This is a genomic window from Nocardia sp. NPDC001965 (genome assembly GCF_053594175.1).
On the sequence record NZ_JBSFDZ010000042.1, the window covers coordinates 1 to 17,099 of the forward strand.

Here is a 17,099-nt window from a genome sequence, read left to right on the forward strand (position 1 = left end):
TTCAGGCCTCGAAGCGCATGCGCCGAAGGCGCGAGTCCCGAGGCCTGAACGGCGAGACTCCGGGGGCCTCAACCCCGCGCGCGCCAGCGCGCCGAAAACACAGCACCTTGGCGAGTAATCCCGCCTCCTCACCTTGCGAGCAACCCCACCTTCTCACCTTCAGAAGCAGCCCCACTCCTCTCACCTTCACGAGCAGGCCCACCTTCCCGACCTCCGCGAGCGCGCGCCCCGACGGGGTGTTGTCGGTCGTGGCGGGTTTCGGTGGTGGTTGTCGTAGATCCCCCGACCCCCCGAAAGCCGACGATCCTCGGACGACACCCAGGTGAACAGCAGCCGGCGCCGGCCCGGACCGAACCCGGGAAGTCCACGGATCGGGGCGATACCAGCTCGTGGCCTCGGGTCGGCATCCCGCGTGGAAACAACAAGCCCCCCGGACCCCACCGCCGGAGGCGTGCCAAGAACAATGGCGTTCATGACACGAATTGCGGTGATCGGTGGCGGCCGGATCGGAGAGGCCCTCATTGCCGGCCTGCTGGAGGCCGGACGGGCCGTCAAGGACTTGGTGGTGGTCGAAACGCACGCCGACCGCGCCGAGCTGCTGGCGGATCGGTTCGGGGTCCGGGTGACCGACGCGGTCGACGACGCCGCGGTGGGGGCCGATCTGCTGGTGGTCGCGGTGAAACCGGCCGATGTCGACGCTGTGCTCACCGAACTGGGCAAAGCCGATCTGGGTGGTGATCGCGATCAGATCCTGGTTTCGCTGGCGGCCGGGGTGCCGACCGCGCGGTTGGAGGGCAAGCTGCCCGCGGGGTTCCCCGTGGTCCGGGTCATGCCGAACACTCCGATGCTGGTCGGCGCCGGCATGAGCGTGCTGGCGGCGGGTCGTTACGCCAAGGCCGAGCAGTTGGAGCTGGTGACCGAGTTGCTGAGTTCGGTGGGCCAGGTGTGTGTGGTCGCCGAATCGCAGATGGATGCGGTGACCGCGGTCTCCGGATCCGGGCCCGCTTATTTCTTCCTGGTCGTCGAGGCGATGGTGGAGGCGGGTGTCGGGTTGGGCCTGACCCGCGATATCGCCGCGCAACTGGTGACTCAGACCATGCTGGGTTCCGCGGCCATGCTCGCGGAGTCGGGGCAGAGTGCGGTCGATCTGCGAGCCGCGGTGACCTCGCCGGCGGGTACCACCGCGGCGGCGGTACGCGAACTCGAGCGCGCGGGTTTGCGTTCGGCCTTTCTGGAGGCGCTACACGCGGCCAAACAGCGCTCTGCCGAACAGGGCGCGACCACAGAATGACTTCCTGACCCCCAGCGTATGAACCTGATTTCTCACTCCCGTCGCAGTAATCCCACTGGTCCCGCTAAGCTTCAAGGAGCACGTGCGTGTCTGTTCCGCCGGTGGGGAAGCCGGTGGCGCGGACGTGCCGGAGGTCAGTGGTGCGATGATGTCTTCTAACAAGATGTCCGCTAACAGCGGCGGTGGTTCGTCGCCAGGACAATCGATACTCGGTGGTGGTACGCAATTTCTCACCGTCGCCGAGGTGGCGAATTTGATGAGAGTTTCCAAGATGACGGTGTACCGGCTGGTGCACTCGGGAGAGCTACCGGCGGTCCGCGTCGGGAGATCTTTCCGTGTGCACGCCAAGGCCGTGCACGATTATCTGGAGACGTCCTATTTCGATGCCGGGTGAAGGCGGTTACCGGTCCGCGGTAGCGGGCCGGTAACATCAACCCTCGCTGTGTTGGATCGGCGGCGCGCAACCCGGCCTTTCGCCGGGCGTGTGCAGCCGCCGCCTCCAGGGCTGAGGTTCAGCCGCGAGCAACCGGGCATTCGACCGGACAGTTGACGTAAAGCGAGCGCGAGACGCGCCGAGGAGAGAACGCGAGGACACCCTATGGGTTCTGTGATCAAGAAGCGCCGCAAGCGCATGTCGAAGAAGAAGCATCGCAAGCTGCTTCGTCGTACCCGCGTGCAGCGGCGCAAACTCGGCAAGTAAGCACAACCGCGCTTCGTCATCGGCGAAACCCGCTACCATTCGGTGGCGGGTTTCGCCGCGTTTCCAGCAACTGAAATCGGGGTTAGGTCCCCGTTAAGAAGCCGGAACCCGCCGCTTCTGTCGTTAGGCTGGTGGGTAGTCGGGGCGCTCCGGTTCTGGGGCGGCAGAGCGAGGGAACGCAGCGACTGAGTGGCGGAGTGACGAACCGGGGTCACGAGAACCCCGGTCCCGCGGCGCCGCCATCGGCTCGGAACTACTTGAGTGGGGGCTCGATGCGCGAGGTGGAACGGTTCGGTGCAGGTGGAAACTGAAGCGAACGACAGCTACAAGCCCAAAGTCGTGCTGGTGACCGGCGCCAGCCGCTACTTCGGCGGCAATACCGTATGCCGACTGGTTTCCGATCCCGATATCGAGCGGGTCGTCGCGGTCGACGTACTCACCCCCGCGCCGCCGCTACGCCGCCGGATGGGCCGCGCCGAATTCGTACGCGCCGATATCCGGAATCCGTTGATCCGCAAGGTCATCGAGCGTTATGAAGTCGATACCGTGGTGCACACCGCGGTGTTGTCGCAACCGCCCTCGGGCGGCGGCCGGGCCGCGATGAAAGATATGAACGTTCTCGGCGCGATGCAGCTGTTCGCCGTCTGCCAGAAGTCACCGACCGTGCGCCGGGTGGTGTCACGTTCGAGTTCCGGGGTATACGGCGGGAGTGCCAAGGATCCCGCGAAGTTCACGGAGGAAATGAGCGCACGCCGGCACCCGGGCGGATGGTTCGCCCGGGACATGATCGAGATCGAGGGCTTCGCCCGCGGTCTGGCTCGGCGCCGCCCGGATATCACCGTGCTCACCCTGCGCCTCGCGCCGATGGTGGGTCCCGGCCTGGGGCTCCGGGCCGGGCAGCTGATGCGCTCTCCGATCACTCCGACCGTGCTCGGCCGGGATGCGCGGATGCAGTTCCTGCACGAGGAGGACGCGGTCGCGGCCCTGGTACACGCTGTCCGGTCCGGCCCGGGCGGCACCTTCAATGTGGCCGGTGACGGCGCCCTCTCACTTTCGCAGGCAGTTCGCCGTTCCGGTCGGGTCGCAATGCCGGTACCCTGGTCGGTGTTCCGCACCGTCGGCAGGACCCTCATGGGTCCGGTGATGCGTGATTTCAGTTCAGAGCAGCTCGATTATTTTTTGTTCGGTTGTGGTCTGGATACGACGCGTATGCGCGGCGAACTCGGGTTCGAACCGCGCTGGACGACGGTACAGGCGTTCGACGACTTCACCGGGGGCGCAGTGTCGCGGCCCGTAGTCGATCCAGCGTGGATCGACGCCGCAGAAAACAAACTGCTCGGCCTCATCGGGGCCGGTACGGGAGCACATCAATGAACGACGTCGCCAAAGTCATCAGATTGCAGGACCTCGCCACCGTGCCGCGGCCACGGACCACGGCACGTACCTGGACCGGTCCTGCCGACCGGTCGGTGACCTCGCTGACCGACCGTCTCACCCCGCCCACACCCGCCGCGCCGCGCTCGGTGTCCGAACTGATGCGCGACGCCCTCGGCAAGCAGATCGGCCGCACCGCCGAATTCGCCCGGCGCCGCCTCACCGGCGACTATCAGGTCGACGAATTCGGGTTCGACGAGCACCTGCTCGAATCGGTCCTGCTACCGGCCCTGCGCCCGCTCGCCGACAACTGGTTCCGGGTGCAGACCACCGGGATGGAGAACGTACCCGAGGTGGGCGGCGCCCTCATCGTGGCCAATCACGCCGGCACGATCCCGATCGACGGGCTCATGCTGCAACTCGCGGTGCACGATCATCACGCCAAACAGCGCGCGCTGCGTCTGCTGGCCGCCGACCTGGTCTTCGAGATGCCGATGCTGGGCACTCTCGCCCGCAAGGCGGGCCATACGCTGGCCTGCCGCCCGGACGCCGAACGGCTCCTCAGCGCAGGCGAGCTCACCGGGGTCTTCCCGGAAGGCTTCAAAGGGGTCGGCAAGAAGTACGCCGACCGGTACAAACTGCAGCGCTTCGGGCGCGGCGGATTCGTGGCCGCGGCCGTACGTGCGGGGGTGCCGATCATCCCCTGCTCGATCGTGGGCTCGGAGGAGATCTACCCGAAGCTCGCCGATATCAAGCCGTTGGCCCGGCTCCTCGGTCTGCCCTACTTCCCGGTGACCCCTACGTTCCCGCACCTGGGTCCACTGGGCGCGGTACCGCTGCCCTCGAAGTGGTACATCGAATTCGGCACCCCGATCGAAACCACCGGATACCAGGCCGAGGACGCCGACGACCCGATGCTCATGTTCGAGGTCACCGACCAGGTCCGCGAAACGATCCAGCAGACCCTCTACAAGCTGCTGATCAAACGCCGCAACGCCTTCATGGGGTGAGATGTGGCTATTGCCCCGTCTCGGCGGGGCTGTCGGGGTCCCCCGCTCCGTCGCTCCAGAACCGGGGCGGGCCCCGACCACAAGGGTGAACCATCCGGGGTGGACGGAAGTGGGCCGAGCAACGGGTTACTTCGATGCCCGGGTGGGGAGGGCGCCGCGGTCTGTGGCCGGCCGACTGCGGGGCGTATGAGGCCGGGCGTCGCGCTTGGCTCTGTCGCTCCGGAGCCGGGGCGGGCGATCGGGGAGGGGCCGACCGTCGACGAAGGTGTGCGGCGGCCACCGAGATTCAGATGTGCAGTGGTCGCTGCGGTCGCAGTGGTCGCCGGGGTTACCGGGTGCTCTTGCGGCGGGTGACGGCGGCGGCCACCGCGCCGCCGGCGGCGCCCAGAGCCAGTGCGGTGGGGACGCCGATCTTGGCCGCTTTGCGGCCGGTGCGGAAATCGCGGATCTCCCAGCCGCGGGATTTGGCGACCTCGCGTAGGTCGGAATCCGGGTTGATCGCGATCGCGGTGCCGGTGAGCGACAGCATGGGGACGTCGTTGTGGCTGTCGGAGTAGGCGGTACAGCGTTTGAGGTTCAGACCCTCGCGGATGGCCAGGGCGCGGACCGCGTGCGCTTTGCCGAGACCGTGCAGGATATCGCCGACCAGACGGCCGGTGAACTTCCCGTCGACACTTTCGGCGACGGTGCCGAGGGCGCCGGTCAAACCGAGCCGCTTGGCGATCACCTGCGCGAGTTCGACCGGGGTCGCGGTGACCAGCCAGACCTGCTGTCCGGCATCGAGATGCATCTGTGCCAGGGCGCGGGTGCCGGGCCAGATCTTGTCGGCGATGATCTCGTCGTAGATCTCCTCACCGAGTGCGGCGAGTTCGGCGGTGGACCGGCCGGCGATGAATTCGAGAGCTTTTTCCTTGCCGGTGGCCATATCGGTGCTGCTCTCTTTGCCGGTGATCCGGAACTTCACCTGCTTCCACGCGATATCGATCAGGTCGGCGCTGCGAAAGTATTTGCGCGCGGCCAGGCCTCGGGCGAAATGCACGATCGAGGCGCCCTGCACCATGGTGTTGTCGACATCGAAGAAGGCTGCCGCCGTGAGGTCCCGGGGGATCTCCTGCGGCGGGACGCCGGTGGCGGCACGCTCGGCGTCCTGCAGGGCGAGGGCGGCGTCCGCGCTCGCCTCACCGGCGACATTGGCGCGGACCTCCTCCTCGCTGGGTCCGAACGGGCTGCGCGAGATACGCGCGAGCTGCTCGGACAGACCCTGCCCGAGCGGGCCCAGATTCCATCGGACCGGAAGTTCCCCGAACCGGCCCGCGATGAACCCGGATTTCCCCACCTTCGATCGTTCCGGCACCAGTACCTCCGCCTGTTCGCGCGAATCACGTCCACACTAATGGGTACCGCCGGGCGGAGCCCATCGACAGCCCCGCGCCGGGCCGCCGCGAATGCGGAGGTACGCCCGGCGGTAGGAAGGCGCGAGACCGGCCGCGGCCGCACCGTCGTATCGGGGAGCGGTTGAATAGTGCTCATGAGCACTCCCACTACCCATGAAGTGACCTTGCTGACCCGCGCCGGCTGCGGGATGTGTGAACGGGCGCTGGAACAGTTGCGCGGGATCTGCGCGGAATTCGGTATCGAGGTGGGCAGTGTGGATGTGGACGCGGTCGCCGCCACCGATCCCGGCCTGCGCGCCGAATACGGTGACCGGCTGCCGGTAGTGCTGCTCGACGGCCGTGAGCACAGCTATTTCGATGTCGACGAGACACGACTGCGGGCCGATCTGATTCGCTGACATTGTCCGAATTCCGGCAGGGGATCGTACAAGGTGAGGTCGCGACACAAAATGAGTCGAATTTCACCGACTTTGTGCATGGGTTCACAAGCAGTTACGGTGGTGGCACGCGAACCGCAGGCCGGGGCGAGTATCCGGCCGCCGGTAGCAGGTGAATCAACCCGATATCCGACCCCGTCATCGGCGCATGGACCGCAACGGAGGTCGCCGAGCACCCGGGCCTCTTCGGCCCGGACGAGGAGCCGAGGACGTGACAGAGCACCATGAGACGCGCGACGTCTCCGGCGATGCTCCCAACGTCACCACCCGCACACTGCAGAAGGGTATTCCCCAGGCTACGGTGGCGCGGCTGGCCACCTATCTCCGGGTGCTCGCCCTGCTGACCGATGACGGTGTGGCCATCGTATCCAGTGAGGAACTGGCTGTCGCGGCGGGTGTCAATTCGGCCAAACTCCGCAAGGACCTGTCTTTCCTGGGCCCGAACGGAGTTCGCGGTGTGGGCTACGACGTGGCCCGGCTACGGGCACGGATCGAAGACGTGCTCGGACTGTCCGGTGGGCACCGCGTGGTCCTGGTCGGTGCCGGCAATCTCGGCCGGGCGCTCGTCGGCTATCGCGGATTCCGGCGGCGCGGTTTCACGGTGGTCGGGGTCTTCGACAACGACCCCGAGGTGATCGGCCGTGATGTCGAGGGCCTGCGGGTGCGCGACGCGGCCGGGCTCACCGGCGATATCGCGGTGCTGCGCCCGACCATCGCGGTGATCGCGGTGCCCGACGACGCCGCCCAGCGGGTATGCGACGAACTGGTCGCCGCCGGGGTGCAGTCGATCCTGAGCTTCGCGTTGTGCCCGCTGACCGCACCGCAGGGTGTCGAGCTGCGGCGAGTGGATCTCGCGGTGGAAATGCAGATGCTCTCGTTCGAGCGGGTCCGCAATGCCGATCCCGACGAGTCCGCGTCCACCACCGCGACCGACGGTACGAACACCGCAAATGTGGCGGACAACGCCACCGAACCGGCGAACGATCCCGCTGCGGGTGGCGTTGCAAACAGTAGTGCCGTGCCGTCCGCCCACCCGCTGAACGGCTCCGGCCGGATCGCCCGCCGGATGCCCGCGCATCCGACGCCGGGTACCGCCGGGCTTTCCCACTGTGCGGCGCAGGCCGCCCAGACGACCTCGCATACGGCAACGGAGCCAACCAGCAAGGGATCGGTGGTCACACCATGAGCGTTCTTCTCGTCGGCATCTCACATCGCAGCGCGCCTGTTGCGATGCTGGAGAAGGTGGCGATCACCGATACCGACCGCCCCAAGCTGATCGACCGCATGCTGGCCTCGAGCCATATCTCCGAAGCGATGATCGTCTCGACCTGCAATCGGGTGGAGATCTACGCCGTGGTCGACGCCTTCCACGGTGGCCTCGCCGATGTCGGTGAACTGCTGACGGCGCATTCGGGGTTGCCGATGCCGGAACTGACCCGGCACGCCTACGTCCGCTACAGCGAGGCCGCCGCCGAACATCTGTTCGCGGTGGCCAGCGGCCTGGATTCGATGGTCGTCGGCGAACAGCAGGTGCTCAGCCAGATCCGCAGCGCCTACACCACCGCCGATGCCCAGCAGGCCGTCGGCCGGACCCTGCACGAACTCTCCCAGCAGGCGCTGCGCGTCGGTAAGCGGGTGCATTCGGAAACCGGGATCGACCGGGCCGGTGCCTCGGTGGTGTCGGTGGCCCTGGATCGGGCGACCACGGTTCTCGGGCCGCTGACCGGCCGGACGGCCGCGGTGATCGGTGCCGGCGCGATGGGCGGCCTGTCGGTCGCGCATCTGGCCCGCGCCGGTATCGGGCGGATCCTGGTGGTCAACCGCACCATCGAACGCGCCGAACGGCTCGCCGCGACAGCGGAATCCCACGGGGTGGCGGGACAGGCCTTCGAACTGTCCCGGCTCTCCGAGGCTCTCGCGGTCGCCGACGTGGTGGTCACCTGCACCGGTGCGGTGGGATCGGTGGTCACCCTGGCCGACGCGCACAACGCACTGTCGGATCCCGATCGCGGAACCGGCCGGCCGATGGTGTTCTGCGATCTCGGCCTACCCCGTGACGTGGACCATGCGGTCGCCGGACTCCCCGGTGTCACCGTGATCGATATCGAAACTCTCCAGCACGACCCGGCCGCCGGCGCCGCGGCCGGTGATACCGCCGCCGCCCGCGCCATCGTGGCCGAGGAGCTGGCCAAGTACCTCGCCGGACAGCGGATGGCGGAGGTCACCCCGACCGTCGCCGCGCTGCGGCAGCGGGCCGCCGAAGTCGTGGAGGCCGAACTGCTGCGGCTGGATTCGCGGCTGCCGCGACTGGCCGACCCCGAACGCGACGAGGTCGCGCGCACGGTCCGGCGCGTCGTGGACAAATTGCTGCATGCACCGACGGTGCGGGTCAAACAGCTGGCCAGCACACCGGGCGGGGACAGCTACGCCGAGGCGCTGCGCGAACTGTTCGAACTGAAACCCGGATCGGCCCAGGCGGTCGCCGCGCCGATGGAGATCAGCCGGGCCGATCACAACGGTGCCGGCTGGATGGGCCTGGACGGCGATATCGCGCTGGCCGACGATTTCACACCCGGTAGCCACGAAGACGAACAGGAGCAGTCGACATGACAATCCTGCAGGGCTCTGCCGCGGTCACCGGGGACTCCACGGCCGCCGGGCGGCGGCCGTGGCGTATCGGTACCCGGGGCAGTCTGCTCGCCCGGACCCAGGCCGGGGATGTGCGCGACGCGCTGATCGCGACCGGACAGCCGGCCGAACTGGTCATCGTGGAAACGCCGGGGGATCTGTCCGGTGATCCGGTCGAGGAGATCGGCGTGGGCGTTTTCACCAGCGCGCTGCGTTCCGAACTCGCCGCCGCGAACATCGATATCGCGGTGCACTCCTTCAAAGACCTACCCACTGCCCCCGACGACCGTTTCGCGCTCGCCGCGGTGCCGCCGCGTCAGGACCCGCGGGACGCCCTTGTCGCGCGTGACGGCCTGGTGCTCGGCGAACTACCGCCGGGCGCGGTGGTCGGCACCTCCGCGCCGCGCCGGATAGCGCAGGTGCGCGCACTGGGCCTGGGGCTGGAGATCCGGCCGCTGCGTGGCAATCTCGACACCCGGCTGCGCCAGGTCGCCGAGGGCAAACTCGACGCTGTCGTGGTCGCCCGTGCCGGACTGGCCCGGATCGGCCGGTTGGATGCCGTCACCGAGGCGCTGGAGCCGGTGCAGATTCTGCCCGCACCCGCCCAGGGGGCGCTGGCCGTCGAATGCCGCGCCGACGACACAGATTTGATCGAGCTGCTCGCTGTTCTCGACGACCCGGCCACCAGAACGGCCGTCGTCGCGGAACGAGCGTTGCTCGCCGAACTCGAGGCGGGCTGCACCGCGCCCGTCGGAGCGATCGCCGAACTCGTCGAGTCCTTGGACGACGACGGACGCATCGTCGAGGAACTGTCGCTGCGTGGCTGCGCCGCCGCGCTCGACGGTTCCGATGTGATACGGGCCTCGACGGTGGGTGCACCGGCCGAGGCCGCCGAACTCGGCCGCGCCCTGGCCCGCGAACTCCTGGAGCTGGGTGCGCACGAGCTACTCGCAGCCGAATCCGGCATCGCGGAACCGGATCTCGCGAGAGCCGGGAACAGAACCACCCCGGTGGGAACGAGCACCGCTACCGCGGGAACGAGCACCGCCACGGACTTCACCGAACCCAGTCCAATGGAGAACAACCGATGAGTCGAGCCAGCAAGAAGCATCCGGGGCGGATCCTGTTCGTCGGATCGGGCCCGGGGGACCCGGCATTGCTGACCACCCGATCGCGCGAAGTGCTGTGCCGGGCCACCCTCGCGTTCACCGATCCCGACGTCGACGCCGGGGTGCTCGCGCTGATCGGCACCGAGGTCGAACCCGAACCGGACGGTGAGCGTCCGGTGGATGTCCGGCCCGCCCTCGGCGATCCCGCCGAGGTCGCCAAGACCCTGATCACCGAGGCCAAGGCCGGCCACGATGTGGTGCGGGTGGTCTCCGGCGATCCGCTCACCACCGACGCGGTGATCGCCGAGGTCACCGCGGTCACCCGGTCGCACATCGTTTTCGAGGTGCTGCCCGGGCTGCCGTCCGGATCGGCGGTACCCAGCTACGCCGGTATCGCGCTGGGCTCCGGTCATACCGAAGCCGATGTGCGCGGCGAGGTGGACTGGCCCGCTCTCGCGGCCGCGCCCGGGCCGCTGGTGCTGCACGCCACCTCGGGGCATCTGGCCGAAACCGCCAGTGCCCTGGTGGAACACGGTATGGCGCCGCAGACCCCGGTCGCGGTGACGGTGCGCGGCACCACCCGGCAGCAGCGCACCATCGAAGCCACCCTGGCCACGTTGAACAGTGCCGCCTCCGAACTGGTGGGTCCGCTGGTGGTCACCATCGGCAAGGCGGTCGCGCAGCGGTCGAAGATGTCGTGGTGGGAGTCCCGGGCGCTCTACGGCTGGACCGTGCTGGTGCCGCGGACCAAGGACCAGGCCGGCGAGATGAGTGAACGGCTGGTCACCCACGGCGCCATCCCCAAGGAAGTGCCGACCATCGCGGTGGAACCGCCGCGTAGTCCCGCGCAGATGGAACGCGCGGTCAAGGGGCTCGTCGACGGCCGCTACCAATGGGTGGTCTTCACCTCCACCAATGCGGTTCGTGCCGTCTGGGAGAAGTTCGCCGAGTTCGGCCTCGACGCGCGCGCGTTCTCCGGTGTGAAGATCGCTTGTGTGGGTGAGGCCACGGCGGAGCGGGTCCGGGCCTTCGGTATCAATCCGGAACTCCTGCCCAGCGGGGAACAGTCCTCGCTCGGTCTGCTGGCCGATTTCCCGCCCTACGACGACGTCTTCGATCCGGTGAACCGGGTGCTGTTGCCGCGCGCCGATATCGCCACCGAGACCCTTGCCGAGGGGCTGCGCGAACGCGGCTGGGAAATCGACGATGTCACGGCCTATCGGACGGTTCGTGCCTCCCCGCCGCCCGCGGAAACCCGCGAGATGATCAAAACCGGTGGATTCGACGCGGTGCTGTTCACCTCGAGCTCCACGGTCCGCAATCTGGTCGGTATCGCCGGAAAGCCGCACGCCCGCACCATCGTGGCCTGTATCGGCCCGAAGACGGCCGAGACCGCGGTGGAGTTCGGTCTGCGGGTAGACGTGCAACCGGAAGTCGCCCAGGTGGGCCCGCTGGTGGAAGCCCTCGCCGAGCACGCCGCCCGGCTCCGGGCCGAGGGTCTGCTGCCGCCGCCGCGAAAGAAGAGCCGCCGCAGCCGCTGATCGCGGTGACATGTCGCCGGTATCGCCGTGGCCGGCGATACCGGTAACAGAATCGGTGCCCGTTGTGAGTCGGCAGTGCCGGCCGGGCGGCCGAGGTCTCGCGGAACTCGAAGGTGGGCTCACCTTCGCGAGTCGGCTCCGCTTTCCTGAGACGCCTCTTCCCTTCGCGAGCGGGGGCATCATCCCCTCGCTGACCGGCCCGCCTAGACTCCACACCATGAGCGGTATCGAGCGTCCGCGGCGACTCCGGCGTACGCCGGAGTTGCGGCGGCTGGTGGCCGAGACCAGTCTGGAGCCCCGGCATCTGGTGTTGCCGATGTTCGTGGCGGACGGGCTGTCCGAACCGAGGGAGATCGGTTCGATGCCCGGGGTGTACCAGCATTCGCTGGATTCGCTGCGCAAGGCCGCCGCCGAGGCCGTCGCCGCCGGTGTGGGCGGGTTGATGTTGTTCGGGGTCCCGAAGCCCGAGGACAAGGATCCGGTGGGCAGCGGGGCGATCGACCCGGCGGGAATCCTGAACCGCGGGTTGCGGGCGTTGGCGGCCGAGGTGGGCGACGCCACCGTGGTGATGGCCGATACCTGTCTGGACGAGTTCACCGACCACGGCCACTGCGGCGTGCTGGACGGTTCGGGCGGGGTGGACAACGACGCCACGCTGGAGCGGTACGTGGAAATGGCGCTCGCGCAGGCCGAGGCGGGCGCCGATCTGCTCGGCACGAGCGGGATGATGGATGGCCAGGTGGGTGCCATCCGAGAGGCGCTGGACGCGGCCGGCCGCACCGATACCGCGATCCTCGCCTACGCGGCGAAATACGCCTCGGCGTTCTACGGGCCGTTCCGGGAGGCGGTGGCCTCCTCGTTGCAGGGCGATCGCCGCACCTATCAGCAGGACGCGGCCAATCGCCGGGAATCGATCCGGGAACTGGAACTGGATCTGGAACAGGGCGCCGATATCGTCATGGTGAAACCGGCGATGTCCTATCTCGATATCCTGCGCGAGGTGGCCGACCGTTCCCCGGTTCCTGTTGCGGCCTATCAGATCTCGGGAGAGTATTCGATGATCACGGCGGCCGCCGAACGCGGCTGGATCGATCGTCGCGGTGCGGTACTGGAATCGCTGACCGGGATCCGGCGCGCGGGCGCGGATATCGTGCTGACCTATTGGGCGACGGAGGCGGCGCTCTGGCTGTCATGACCCCGCCGGTGGATATCAGCACCGCGCGGCAACTGTGGTGGGGCGTAATCGGTCTCGGTGTGGGCCGGTTGTGCGTATCCCTGGCCGATACGCTCGGCAATCGTGAGCGGTTCAGCGCCGAATTCCGGGAGCGGATGCAATCGGCCGATCCGCAGATCACCCCGGCGATGGTCGACCTGCTGGTGACGGTGGGTGCGGTCCTCGGGGTGATCTTCGGATTGGCGGTGGCCGCGCTCGGGGTCCTGGTGGTGCACCAACTCGGCCGCGGAAAGCTGTGGGCGCGGACCCTGCTGACCTTCGTCGGGGTCTGGCTGGTGATCACCGGGTTCGTCGCGCTGTTCTCCATCACCGCGGTGGAAGGCGTGGGACCGCTGCTGTCGGGGGCCGCGTCCATCGTGCAGGCGGTGCTGGCCGGTGGCGCGATCTTCCTCTGCCAGCGGCCGGAGGCGGCGAAATGGTTCTTGCCGCCACGGGGCCCCGGTGCCCCCGGAAACCGGTAATACCCCGAACCAGGCTTCCTGACCAGGGCGTTGATACCGACGCCTGATCAGTGGCGCATTCAGATAACGAACGTGGAGTTTGTTCCCGGTATTCCGCCATGTATGGTGAGGGCTGTCACAGAGGACATGCCAACCGGCGGCCTCGGGTACCCGGCCGATAGGACGGAGACCACACCGTCCGGGGATCGGAGGCGACGATGCGAGTGGTGATCCAGCAGCCACACGGTATTCGGCGGGACATGCTCGTACTGACACTTCTGATCCTGTTCGGGGTTCTCACCGTCGCGGTTCTGCTGATCCCCGGCGTTATCGGCTGATACGGGTGGCCCTCGCTTCCGGCCGGTTCTCCCATGCCTGATCGCGCGGAAACCACCGAGGCCGCGGAGCTTCTCTTCGCCGAACCCGGGGCGCGCTGGCGGGCAGTCGCCTACGGCCCGCTGATCTGTGTGCTGCTGCTGGCCGCCGAGATCGCCGCCGGAGCTACCCCGCACTGGTTCGCTCTGCTGTTCTGTGCGGTCTTGATCAGCGGATTCGCGGTTCTGCAGGTTTACGCGGCGCGTACCCATGTCAGTGTCGAGCTCACGGACGGTTTCCTGCGCAACGGCGCCGAGACGACCCCGGTCCGATCCATTGCCGCGGTACTGCCGGTGGACGCCGACGAACCCTGGGAAGACGGCCGGGCGCTCGGCGAACTGACCGGGGTCCCGCGGCGGCGTACCGCGATCGGACTGCGCCGCACCGACGGCGAACTGGTACGTACCTGGGCCAAGGATCATCGTGCGTTGCGGTCGGCGCTGAACCAGGTGGTCGCCGCGCCTCGGACCGGGGATGATTCCGGGCCGGACACCGGTCGCGACGATTGATTATCGGGTCCCGCGCGGGCAACATCGGGTGATCACATCCGAGTCGCCGCCGTTCCGAGGAGACCTGTGAACCGTTCGCTCGCCCTACCGGCCGCGGATATCGCGGCAGCGGTCCTCGCGCTCGCGCTGGCCGCGCTCTGCTGGCATCTCGGGGTGCAGAACACCGATTTTCCGGCGACCGGTGAGGTCCCGGCCTATACGGCCACCCGCTACGTGGGGCCCTGGTTGTTCCTGGCGATGCTGCTGGTGGCGGGTGCCGGAGCGGCGGTCATCGACGGTGTGGCGCGGATCGTCCGCGCACCCCGGCGTTCCTGACGCCCGTCAGCGCCACTGCTGGTAGATATCGAACACCCGGCCGTGGTCGGCTCCGGGAACGTGGAAGAACACCAGGACCGACCCACCGTTGTTCGCCGATTCCAGGATCACCTGGCGCAGCGAGGCGTGGACACCGCCGTTCTCGTCGCGGTACAGGCGGGTATCGCTGTCGAGGCCGGCGCCGATCTGTGAGGGCGGGATCACGTGGTCGACCAGCGCCGGAACCGGCCCCGCGGCCAGCGCCGCGGTTTCGGGCTGGCTCAGCCGGACTCCGGCGCGGGCGTTGTCGGGGTCTACGACCGGTTCGACGGCCGCCGCCGTCCCCGCGCCCAGTCCGGTTGCCAGGATTCCGAAGGCGACCGAGACCAGAGAAAGAGCCGCAGTACTCGAGGCAATACGCAAAACGACCTCCCTGGCCGGTTATCCGCTGTTGATCAGATGCAGACTGCAGACTACGCACTCGCGCCGTGACCCGGTTGTATTTGGCTCGGTAAGTGTCGTCTCGGCGGTGTGTGTCACGTATGCGCACCCTGTCGTCGACGCCGCCGCAGCGGGCTGCCAAACTGGAGGCCGTGAGTTCTCTGCGCGTGGCCGGTACGGCAGTGCCGGCCTCCAGTCAGCTTTTCCAGCGAGCCGAAGCGGTTGTTCCCGGTGGGGTCAATTCCCCGGTGCGAGCCTTCGGTTCGGTGGGCGGCACGCCGAGGTTCATCACATCCGCCCGCGGCTGCCTGCTCACCGACGCCGACGGTCACGATTACGTCGATCTGGTGTGCTCATGGGGGCCGATGATCCTCGGGCACGCCCATCCGGCGGTGGTGGCTGCGGTCCGTGAGGTCGCCGGGTCGGGACTGTCTTTCGGGGCGCCGACACCGGGCGAGGTGGAACTGGCCGAGCTCATCGTCGAGCGGGTCGCTCCGGTGCAGAAGGTTCGACTGGTGAATTCCGGCACCGAGGCGACCATGAGCGCGGTCCGGTTGGCGCGTGGCTACACGGGCCGCACCAAGATCATCAAATTCGCCGGTTGTTATCACGGCCATGTCGACGCCTTGCTGGCCGATGCCGGCTCCGGGGTGGCCACGTTCGGATTGCCGACCTCTCCGGGCGTCACCGGCGCGCAGGCGGCCGACACCATCGTGGTGCCCTACAACGATCCGGACGCGGTGCGCGCCGCTTTCGAAGCGAACCCGGGCGAGATCGCCGCGGTGATCACCGAGGCCGCCGCCGGCAATATGGGCGCGATCGCCCCGCTGCCCGATTTCAATGCCGGGCTGCGCCGGCTCACCGCCGATCACGGCGCGCTGCTCATCATGGACGAAGTGATGACCGGCTTCCGGGTGAGCGCGTCGGGTTGGTACGGGCTCGATCCGGTCGCCGCCGACCTCTACACCTTCGGGAAAGTGATGAGCGGTGGGTTGCCCGCGGCCGCGTTCGGGGGGCGGGCCGATGTGATGGACCGGCTGTCCCCGCTGGGTCCGGTGTATCAGGCCGGCACTCTGTCCGGGAATCCGGTTGCCGTGGCGGCCGGGCTCGCCACACTGCGCGCCGCGGACGACGCCGTGTACGCCGCGTTGGATCGCAACAGCGAACGGCTCGGGATTCTGCTGACCGAAGCCCTCACCGGCGCGGGGGTCCCGCACCGGGTGCAGTTCGCGGGCAATATGGTGAGCGTGTTCTTCGCCGATGAACCGGTACTCGACTACGCCGCCGCCAAGGCGAGCGCGACCTGGCGTTATCCGGCCTTCTTCCACGCGCTGCTCGACGGCGGGGTGTACGCGCCGCCCAGCGCGTTCGAGGCCTGGTTCGTTTCGGCCGCGCTCGACGACGCCGCGTTCGACCGAATCGCCGCAGCCCTGCCCGCCGCCGCCGAAGCGGCCGCGAGCGCCACACCCGAAGGAAATCGCGCGTGAGCAAGCCCGATCCGGAGCGCGTATCCACCACCCCGGACGACCGGGGCACCGCCTCGTCCCCGGTAGCGCCGGTGACGCCGCCGGAAACCGGCGCCGACTTCCCGGCTTCCGGTCAGGTCGCCTCGAACGCGCCGTCGACAGGTTCGGCCGATTCCGAAGCGGTCGAAACCATCGTCCACGTCCTGCGGCACGGTGAGGTGCACAATCCGCGCGGCATCCTGTACGGCAGACTGCCCGGATTCGGGCTGTCGGTCGCCGGGCGCGCCCAGGCCGGCGCGGTGGCGCGATCCCTGGCCGATCACGATATCGCCCTGGTCATCGCCTCGCCGTTGCAGCGTGCGCAGGAAACCGCCGAACCCATCGCGGGTGAGCACGGGCTGACCGTGCGCACGGACGAGAACCTCATCGAAGCCGGTAACACCTTCGAGGGCCTGCGCGTATCGGTCGGTGACGGTGCGCTGCGCAAACCTCGGCACTGGTGGAAGTTGCGCGATCCCTTCACTCCGTCCTGGGGCGAGCCGTATCTGCAGATCGCGCACCGTATGCTGGCCGCGGTGAACAAGGCCCGGGTGGAGTCGGCCGGCCGTGAGGTCGTGCTGGTCTCCCATCAACTTCCGGTGTGGACCCTGCGCCGGTTCCTGCAGGGGCAGCGGCTGTGGCACGATCCGCGCGCTCGGCAGTGCGGTCTGGCCTCGCTCACCTCGCTGGTGTACCGGGGCGACACGCTCGTCGATATCGTCTACTCCGAGCCCGCGGGCGGTTCGGACCCGACGGTGCACGGCGCATGAACGGTCAGCGGCCGGAGGCGGTAGCGCAGCGTGACCACGCAGGGCGC

General features: G+C 68.3%; 18 protein-coding genes. 16 read left to right on the top strand and 2 right to left on the bottom strand.

Annotation, left to right across the window (positions count from 1 at the left end):
• Positions 1–472 precede the first annotated feature (472 nt).
• From proC to ACWCPQ_RS30840, 5 genes are all read left to right on the top strand, one after another.
• Complete coding sequence (gene proC / locus ACWCPQ_RS30820) at positions 473–1,291, top strand: pyrroline-5-carboxylate reductase (RefSeq protein WP_449905426.1); 819 nt, start codon at positions 473–475, stop codon at positions 1,289–1,291.
• A 145-nt stretch (positions 1,292–1,436) separates the two neighbouring features.
• Positions 1,437–1,685, top strand: coding sequence for a helix-turn-helix domain-containing protein (locus tag ACWCPQ_RS30825; protein WP_030525584.1), 249 nt, complete (start codon positions 1,437–1,439; stop codon positions 1,683–1,685).
• Between the two features lie 204 nt (positions 1,686–1,889).
• Positions 1,890–1,991, top strand: a complete 102-nt coding sequence (locus tag ACWCPQ_RS30830; protein WP_003402602.1) for a 30S ribosomal protein bS22 — start codon at positions 1,890–1,892, stop codon at positions 1,989–1,991.
• Between the two features lie 300 nt (positions 1,992–2,291).
• The gene (locus ACWCPQ_RS30835; RefSeq protein WP_449905428.1) at positions 2,292–3,365 is read left to right on the top strand and encodes an NAD-dependent epimerase/dehydratase family protein; all 1,074 of its coding nucleotides are present in this window, start codon (positions 2,292–2,294) and stop codon (positions 3,363–3,365) included.
• Entirely contained in the window at positions 3,362–4,375 is a 1,014-nt protein-coding gene (locus tag ACWCPQ_RS30840) for a lysophospholipid acyltransferase family protein (RefSeq protein ID WP_449905430.1), read from the top strand. The genes ACWCPQ_RS30835 and ACWCPQ_RS30840 overlap by 4 nt, the downstream gene beginning before the upstream one ends.
• A 328-nt stretch (positions 4,376–4,703) precedes the next feature.
• On the opposite strand, the gene ACWCPQ_RS30845 is transcribed toward ACWCPQ_RS30840, so the two are convergent.
• The gene (locus ACWCPQ_RS30845; protein WP_449905432.1) at positions 4,704–5,729 is read right to left on the bottom strand and encodes an HAD family hydrolase; all 1,026 of its coding nucleotides are present in this window, start codon (positions 5,727–5,729) and stop codon (positions 4,704–4,706) included.
• Between the two features lie 174 nt (positions 5,730–5,903).
• Between ACWCPQ_RS30845 and ACWCPQ_RS30850 the strand changes: the two genes are divergently transcribed.
• The 9 genes from ACWCPQ_RS30850 to ACWCPQ_RS30890 all read left to right on the top strand — a co-directional run bounded on the left by ACWCPQ_RS30850 (position 5,904) and on the right by ACWCPQ_RS30890 (position 14,357).
• Positions 5,904–6,167 (top strand): glutaredoxin family protein, encoded by a 264-nt coding sequence (locus ACWCPQ_RS30850; protein ID WP_449905433.1) that lies wholly within the window; start codon positions 5,904–5,906, stop codon positions 6,165–6,167.
• Between the two features lie 250 nt (positions 6,168–6,417).
• Positions 6,418–7,392, top strand: a complete 975-nt coding sequence (locus ACWCPQ_RS30855) for a redox-sensing transcriptional repressor Rex (protein ID WP_449905434.1) — start codon at positions 6,418–6,420, stop codon at positions 7,390–7,392.
• Positions 7,389–8,816 (top strand): glutamyl-tRNA reductase, encoded by a 1,428-nt coding sequence (locus ACWCPQ_RS30860; RefSeq protein WP_449905435.1) that lies wholly within the window; start codon positions 7,389–7,391, stop codon positions 8,814–8,816. The genes ACWCPQ_RS30855 and ACWCPQ_RS30860 overlap by 4 nt, the downstream gene beginning before the upstream one ends.
• Positions 8,813–9,925, top strand: coding sequence for a hydroxymethylbilane synthase (hemC, locus tag ACWCPQ_RS30865; protein WP_449905437.1), 1,113 nt, complete (start codon positions 8,813–8,815; stop codon positions 9,923–9,925). Before ACWCPQ_RS30860 ends, hemC begins: the two co-directional genes overlap by 4 nt.
• Positions 9,922–11,484, top strand: coding sequence for a uroporphyrinogen-III synthase (locus tag ACWCPQ_RS30870; protein WP_449905439.1), 1,563 nt, complete (start codon positions 9,922–9,924; stop codon positions 11,482–11,484). The genes hemC and ACWCPQ_RS30870 overlap by 4 nt, the downstream gene beginning before the upstream one ends.
• 217 nt (positions 11,485–11,701) lie before the next feature.
• On the top strand, positions 11,702–12,679 hold the full coding sequence (hemB, locus tag ACWCPQ_RS30875; protein WP_449905441.1) for a porphobilinogen synthase: 978 nt from the start codon (positions 11,702–11,704) through the stop codon (positions 12,677–12,679).
• Complete coding sequence (locus tag ACWCPQ_RS30880; protein WP_449905443.1) at positions 12,676–13,179, top strand: hypothetical protein; 504 nt, start codon at positions 12,676–12,678, stop codon at positions 13,177–13,179. Before hemB ends, ACWCPQ_RS30880 begins: the two co-directional genes overlap by 4 nt.
• 350 nt (positions 13,180–13,529) lie before the next feature.
• Positions 13,530–14,042, top strand: coding sequence for a hypothetical protein (locus ACWCPQ_RS30885; protein ID WP_449905445.1), 513 nt, complete (start codon positions 13,530–13,532; stop codon positions 14,040–14,042).
• A gap of 66 nt (positions 14,043–14,108) precedes the next feature.
• Positions 14,109–14,357, top strand: a complete 249-nt coding sequence (locus ACWCPQ_RS30890) for a hypothetical protein (RefSeq protein WP_449905447.1) — start codon at positions 14,109–14,111, stop codon at positions 14,355–14,357.
• 6 nt (positions 14,358–14,363) lie between these two features.
• On the opposite strand, the gene ACWCPQ_RS30895 is transcribed toward ACWCPQ_RS30890, so the two are convergent.
• Positions 14,364–14,759 (bottom strand): hypothetical protein, encoded by a 396-nt coding sequence (locus ACWCPQ_RS30895; RefSeq protein ID WP_449905449.1) that lies wholly within the window; start codon positions 14,757–14,759, stop codon positions 14,364–14,366.
• A gap of 170 nt (positions 14,760–14,929) precedes the next feature.
• Here ACWCPQ_RS30895 and hemL point away from each other — a divergent pair, with 170 nt between their 5' ends.
• Together hemL and ACWCPQ_RS30905 are read left to right on the top strand one after the other, a co-directional pair.
• Positions 14,930–16,264 (top strand): glutamate-1-semialdehyde 2,1-aminomutase, encoded by a 1,335-nt coding sequence (hemL, locus tag ACWCPQ_RS30900; RefSeq protein WP_449905451.1) that lies wholly within the window; start codon positions 14,930–14,932, stop codon positions 16,262–16,264.
• A 170-nt stretch (positions 16,265–16,434) separates the two neighbouring features.
• Complete coding sequence (locus ACWCPQ_RS30905; protein ID WP_449905496.1) at positions 16,435–17,052, top strand: histidine phosphatase family protein; 618 nt, start codon at positions 16,435–16,437, stop codon at positions 17,050–17,052.
• The last annotated feature ends 47 nt before the right edge of the window (positions 17,053–17,099 follow it).

Coding starts and splice junctions, on each gene's coding strand:
- proC (WP_449905426.1), top strand. CDS start 473: ATGACACGAATTGCGGTGATCGGTGGCGGCCGGATCGGAGAGGCCCTC.
- ACWCPQ_RS30825 (WP_030525584.1), top strand. CDS start 1,437: ATGATGTCTTCTAACAAGATGTCCGCTAACAGCGGCGGTGGTTCGTCG.
- ACWCPQ_RS30830 (WP_003402602.1), top strand. CDS start 1,890: ATGGGTTCTGTGATCAAGAAGCGCCGCAAGCGCATGTCGAAGAAGAAG.
- ACWCPQ_RS30840 (WP_449905430.1), top strand. CDS start 3,362: ATGAACGACGTCGCCAAAGTCATCAGATTGCAGGACCTCGCCACCGTG.
- ACWCPQ_RS30850 (WP_449905433.1), top strand. CDS start 5,904: ATGAGCACTCCCACTACCCATGAAGTGACCTTGCTGACCCGCGCCGGC.
- ACWCPQ_RS30860 (WP_449905435.1), top strand. CDS start 7,389: ATGAGCGTTCTTCTCGTCGGCATCTCACATCGCAGCGCGCCTGTTGCG.
- hemC (WP_449905437.1), top strand. CDS start 8,813: ATGACAATCCTGCAGGGCTCTGCCGCGGTCACCGGGGACTCCACGGCC.
- ACWCPQ_RS30870 (WP_449905439.1), top strand. CDS start 9,922: ATGAGTCGAGCCAGCAAGAAGCATCCGGGGCGGATCCTGTTCGTCGGA.
- hemB (WP_449905441.1), top strand. CDS start 11,702: ATGAGCGGTATCGAGCGTCCGCGGCGACTCCGGCGTACGCCGGAGTTG.
- ACWCPQ_RS30880 (WP_449905443.1), top strand. CDS start 12,676: ATGACCCCGCCGGTGGATATCAGCACCGCGCGGCAACTGTGGTGGGGC.
- ACWCPQ_RS30885 (WP_449905445.1), top strand. CDS start 13,530: ATGCCTGATCGCGCGGAAACCACCGAGGCCGCGGAGCTTCTCTTCGCC.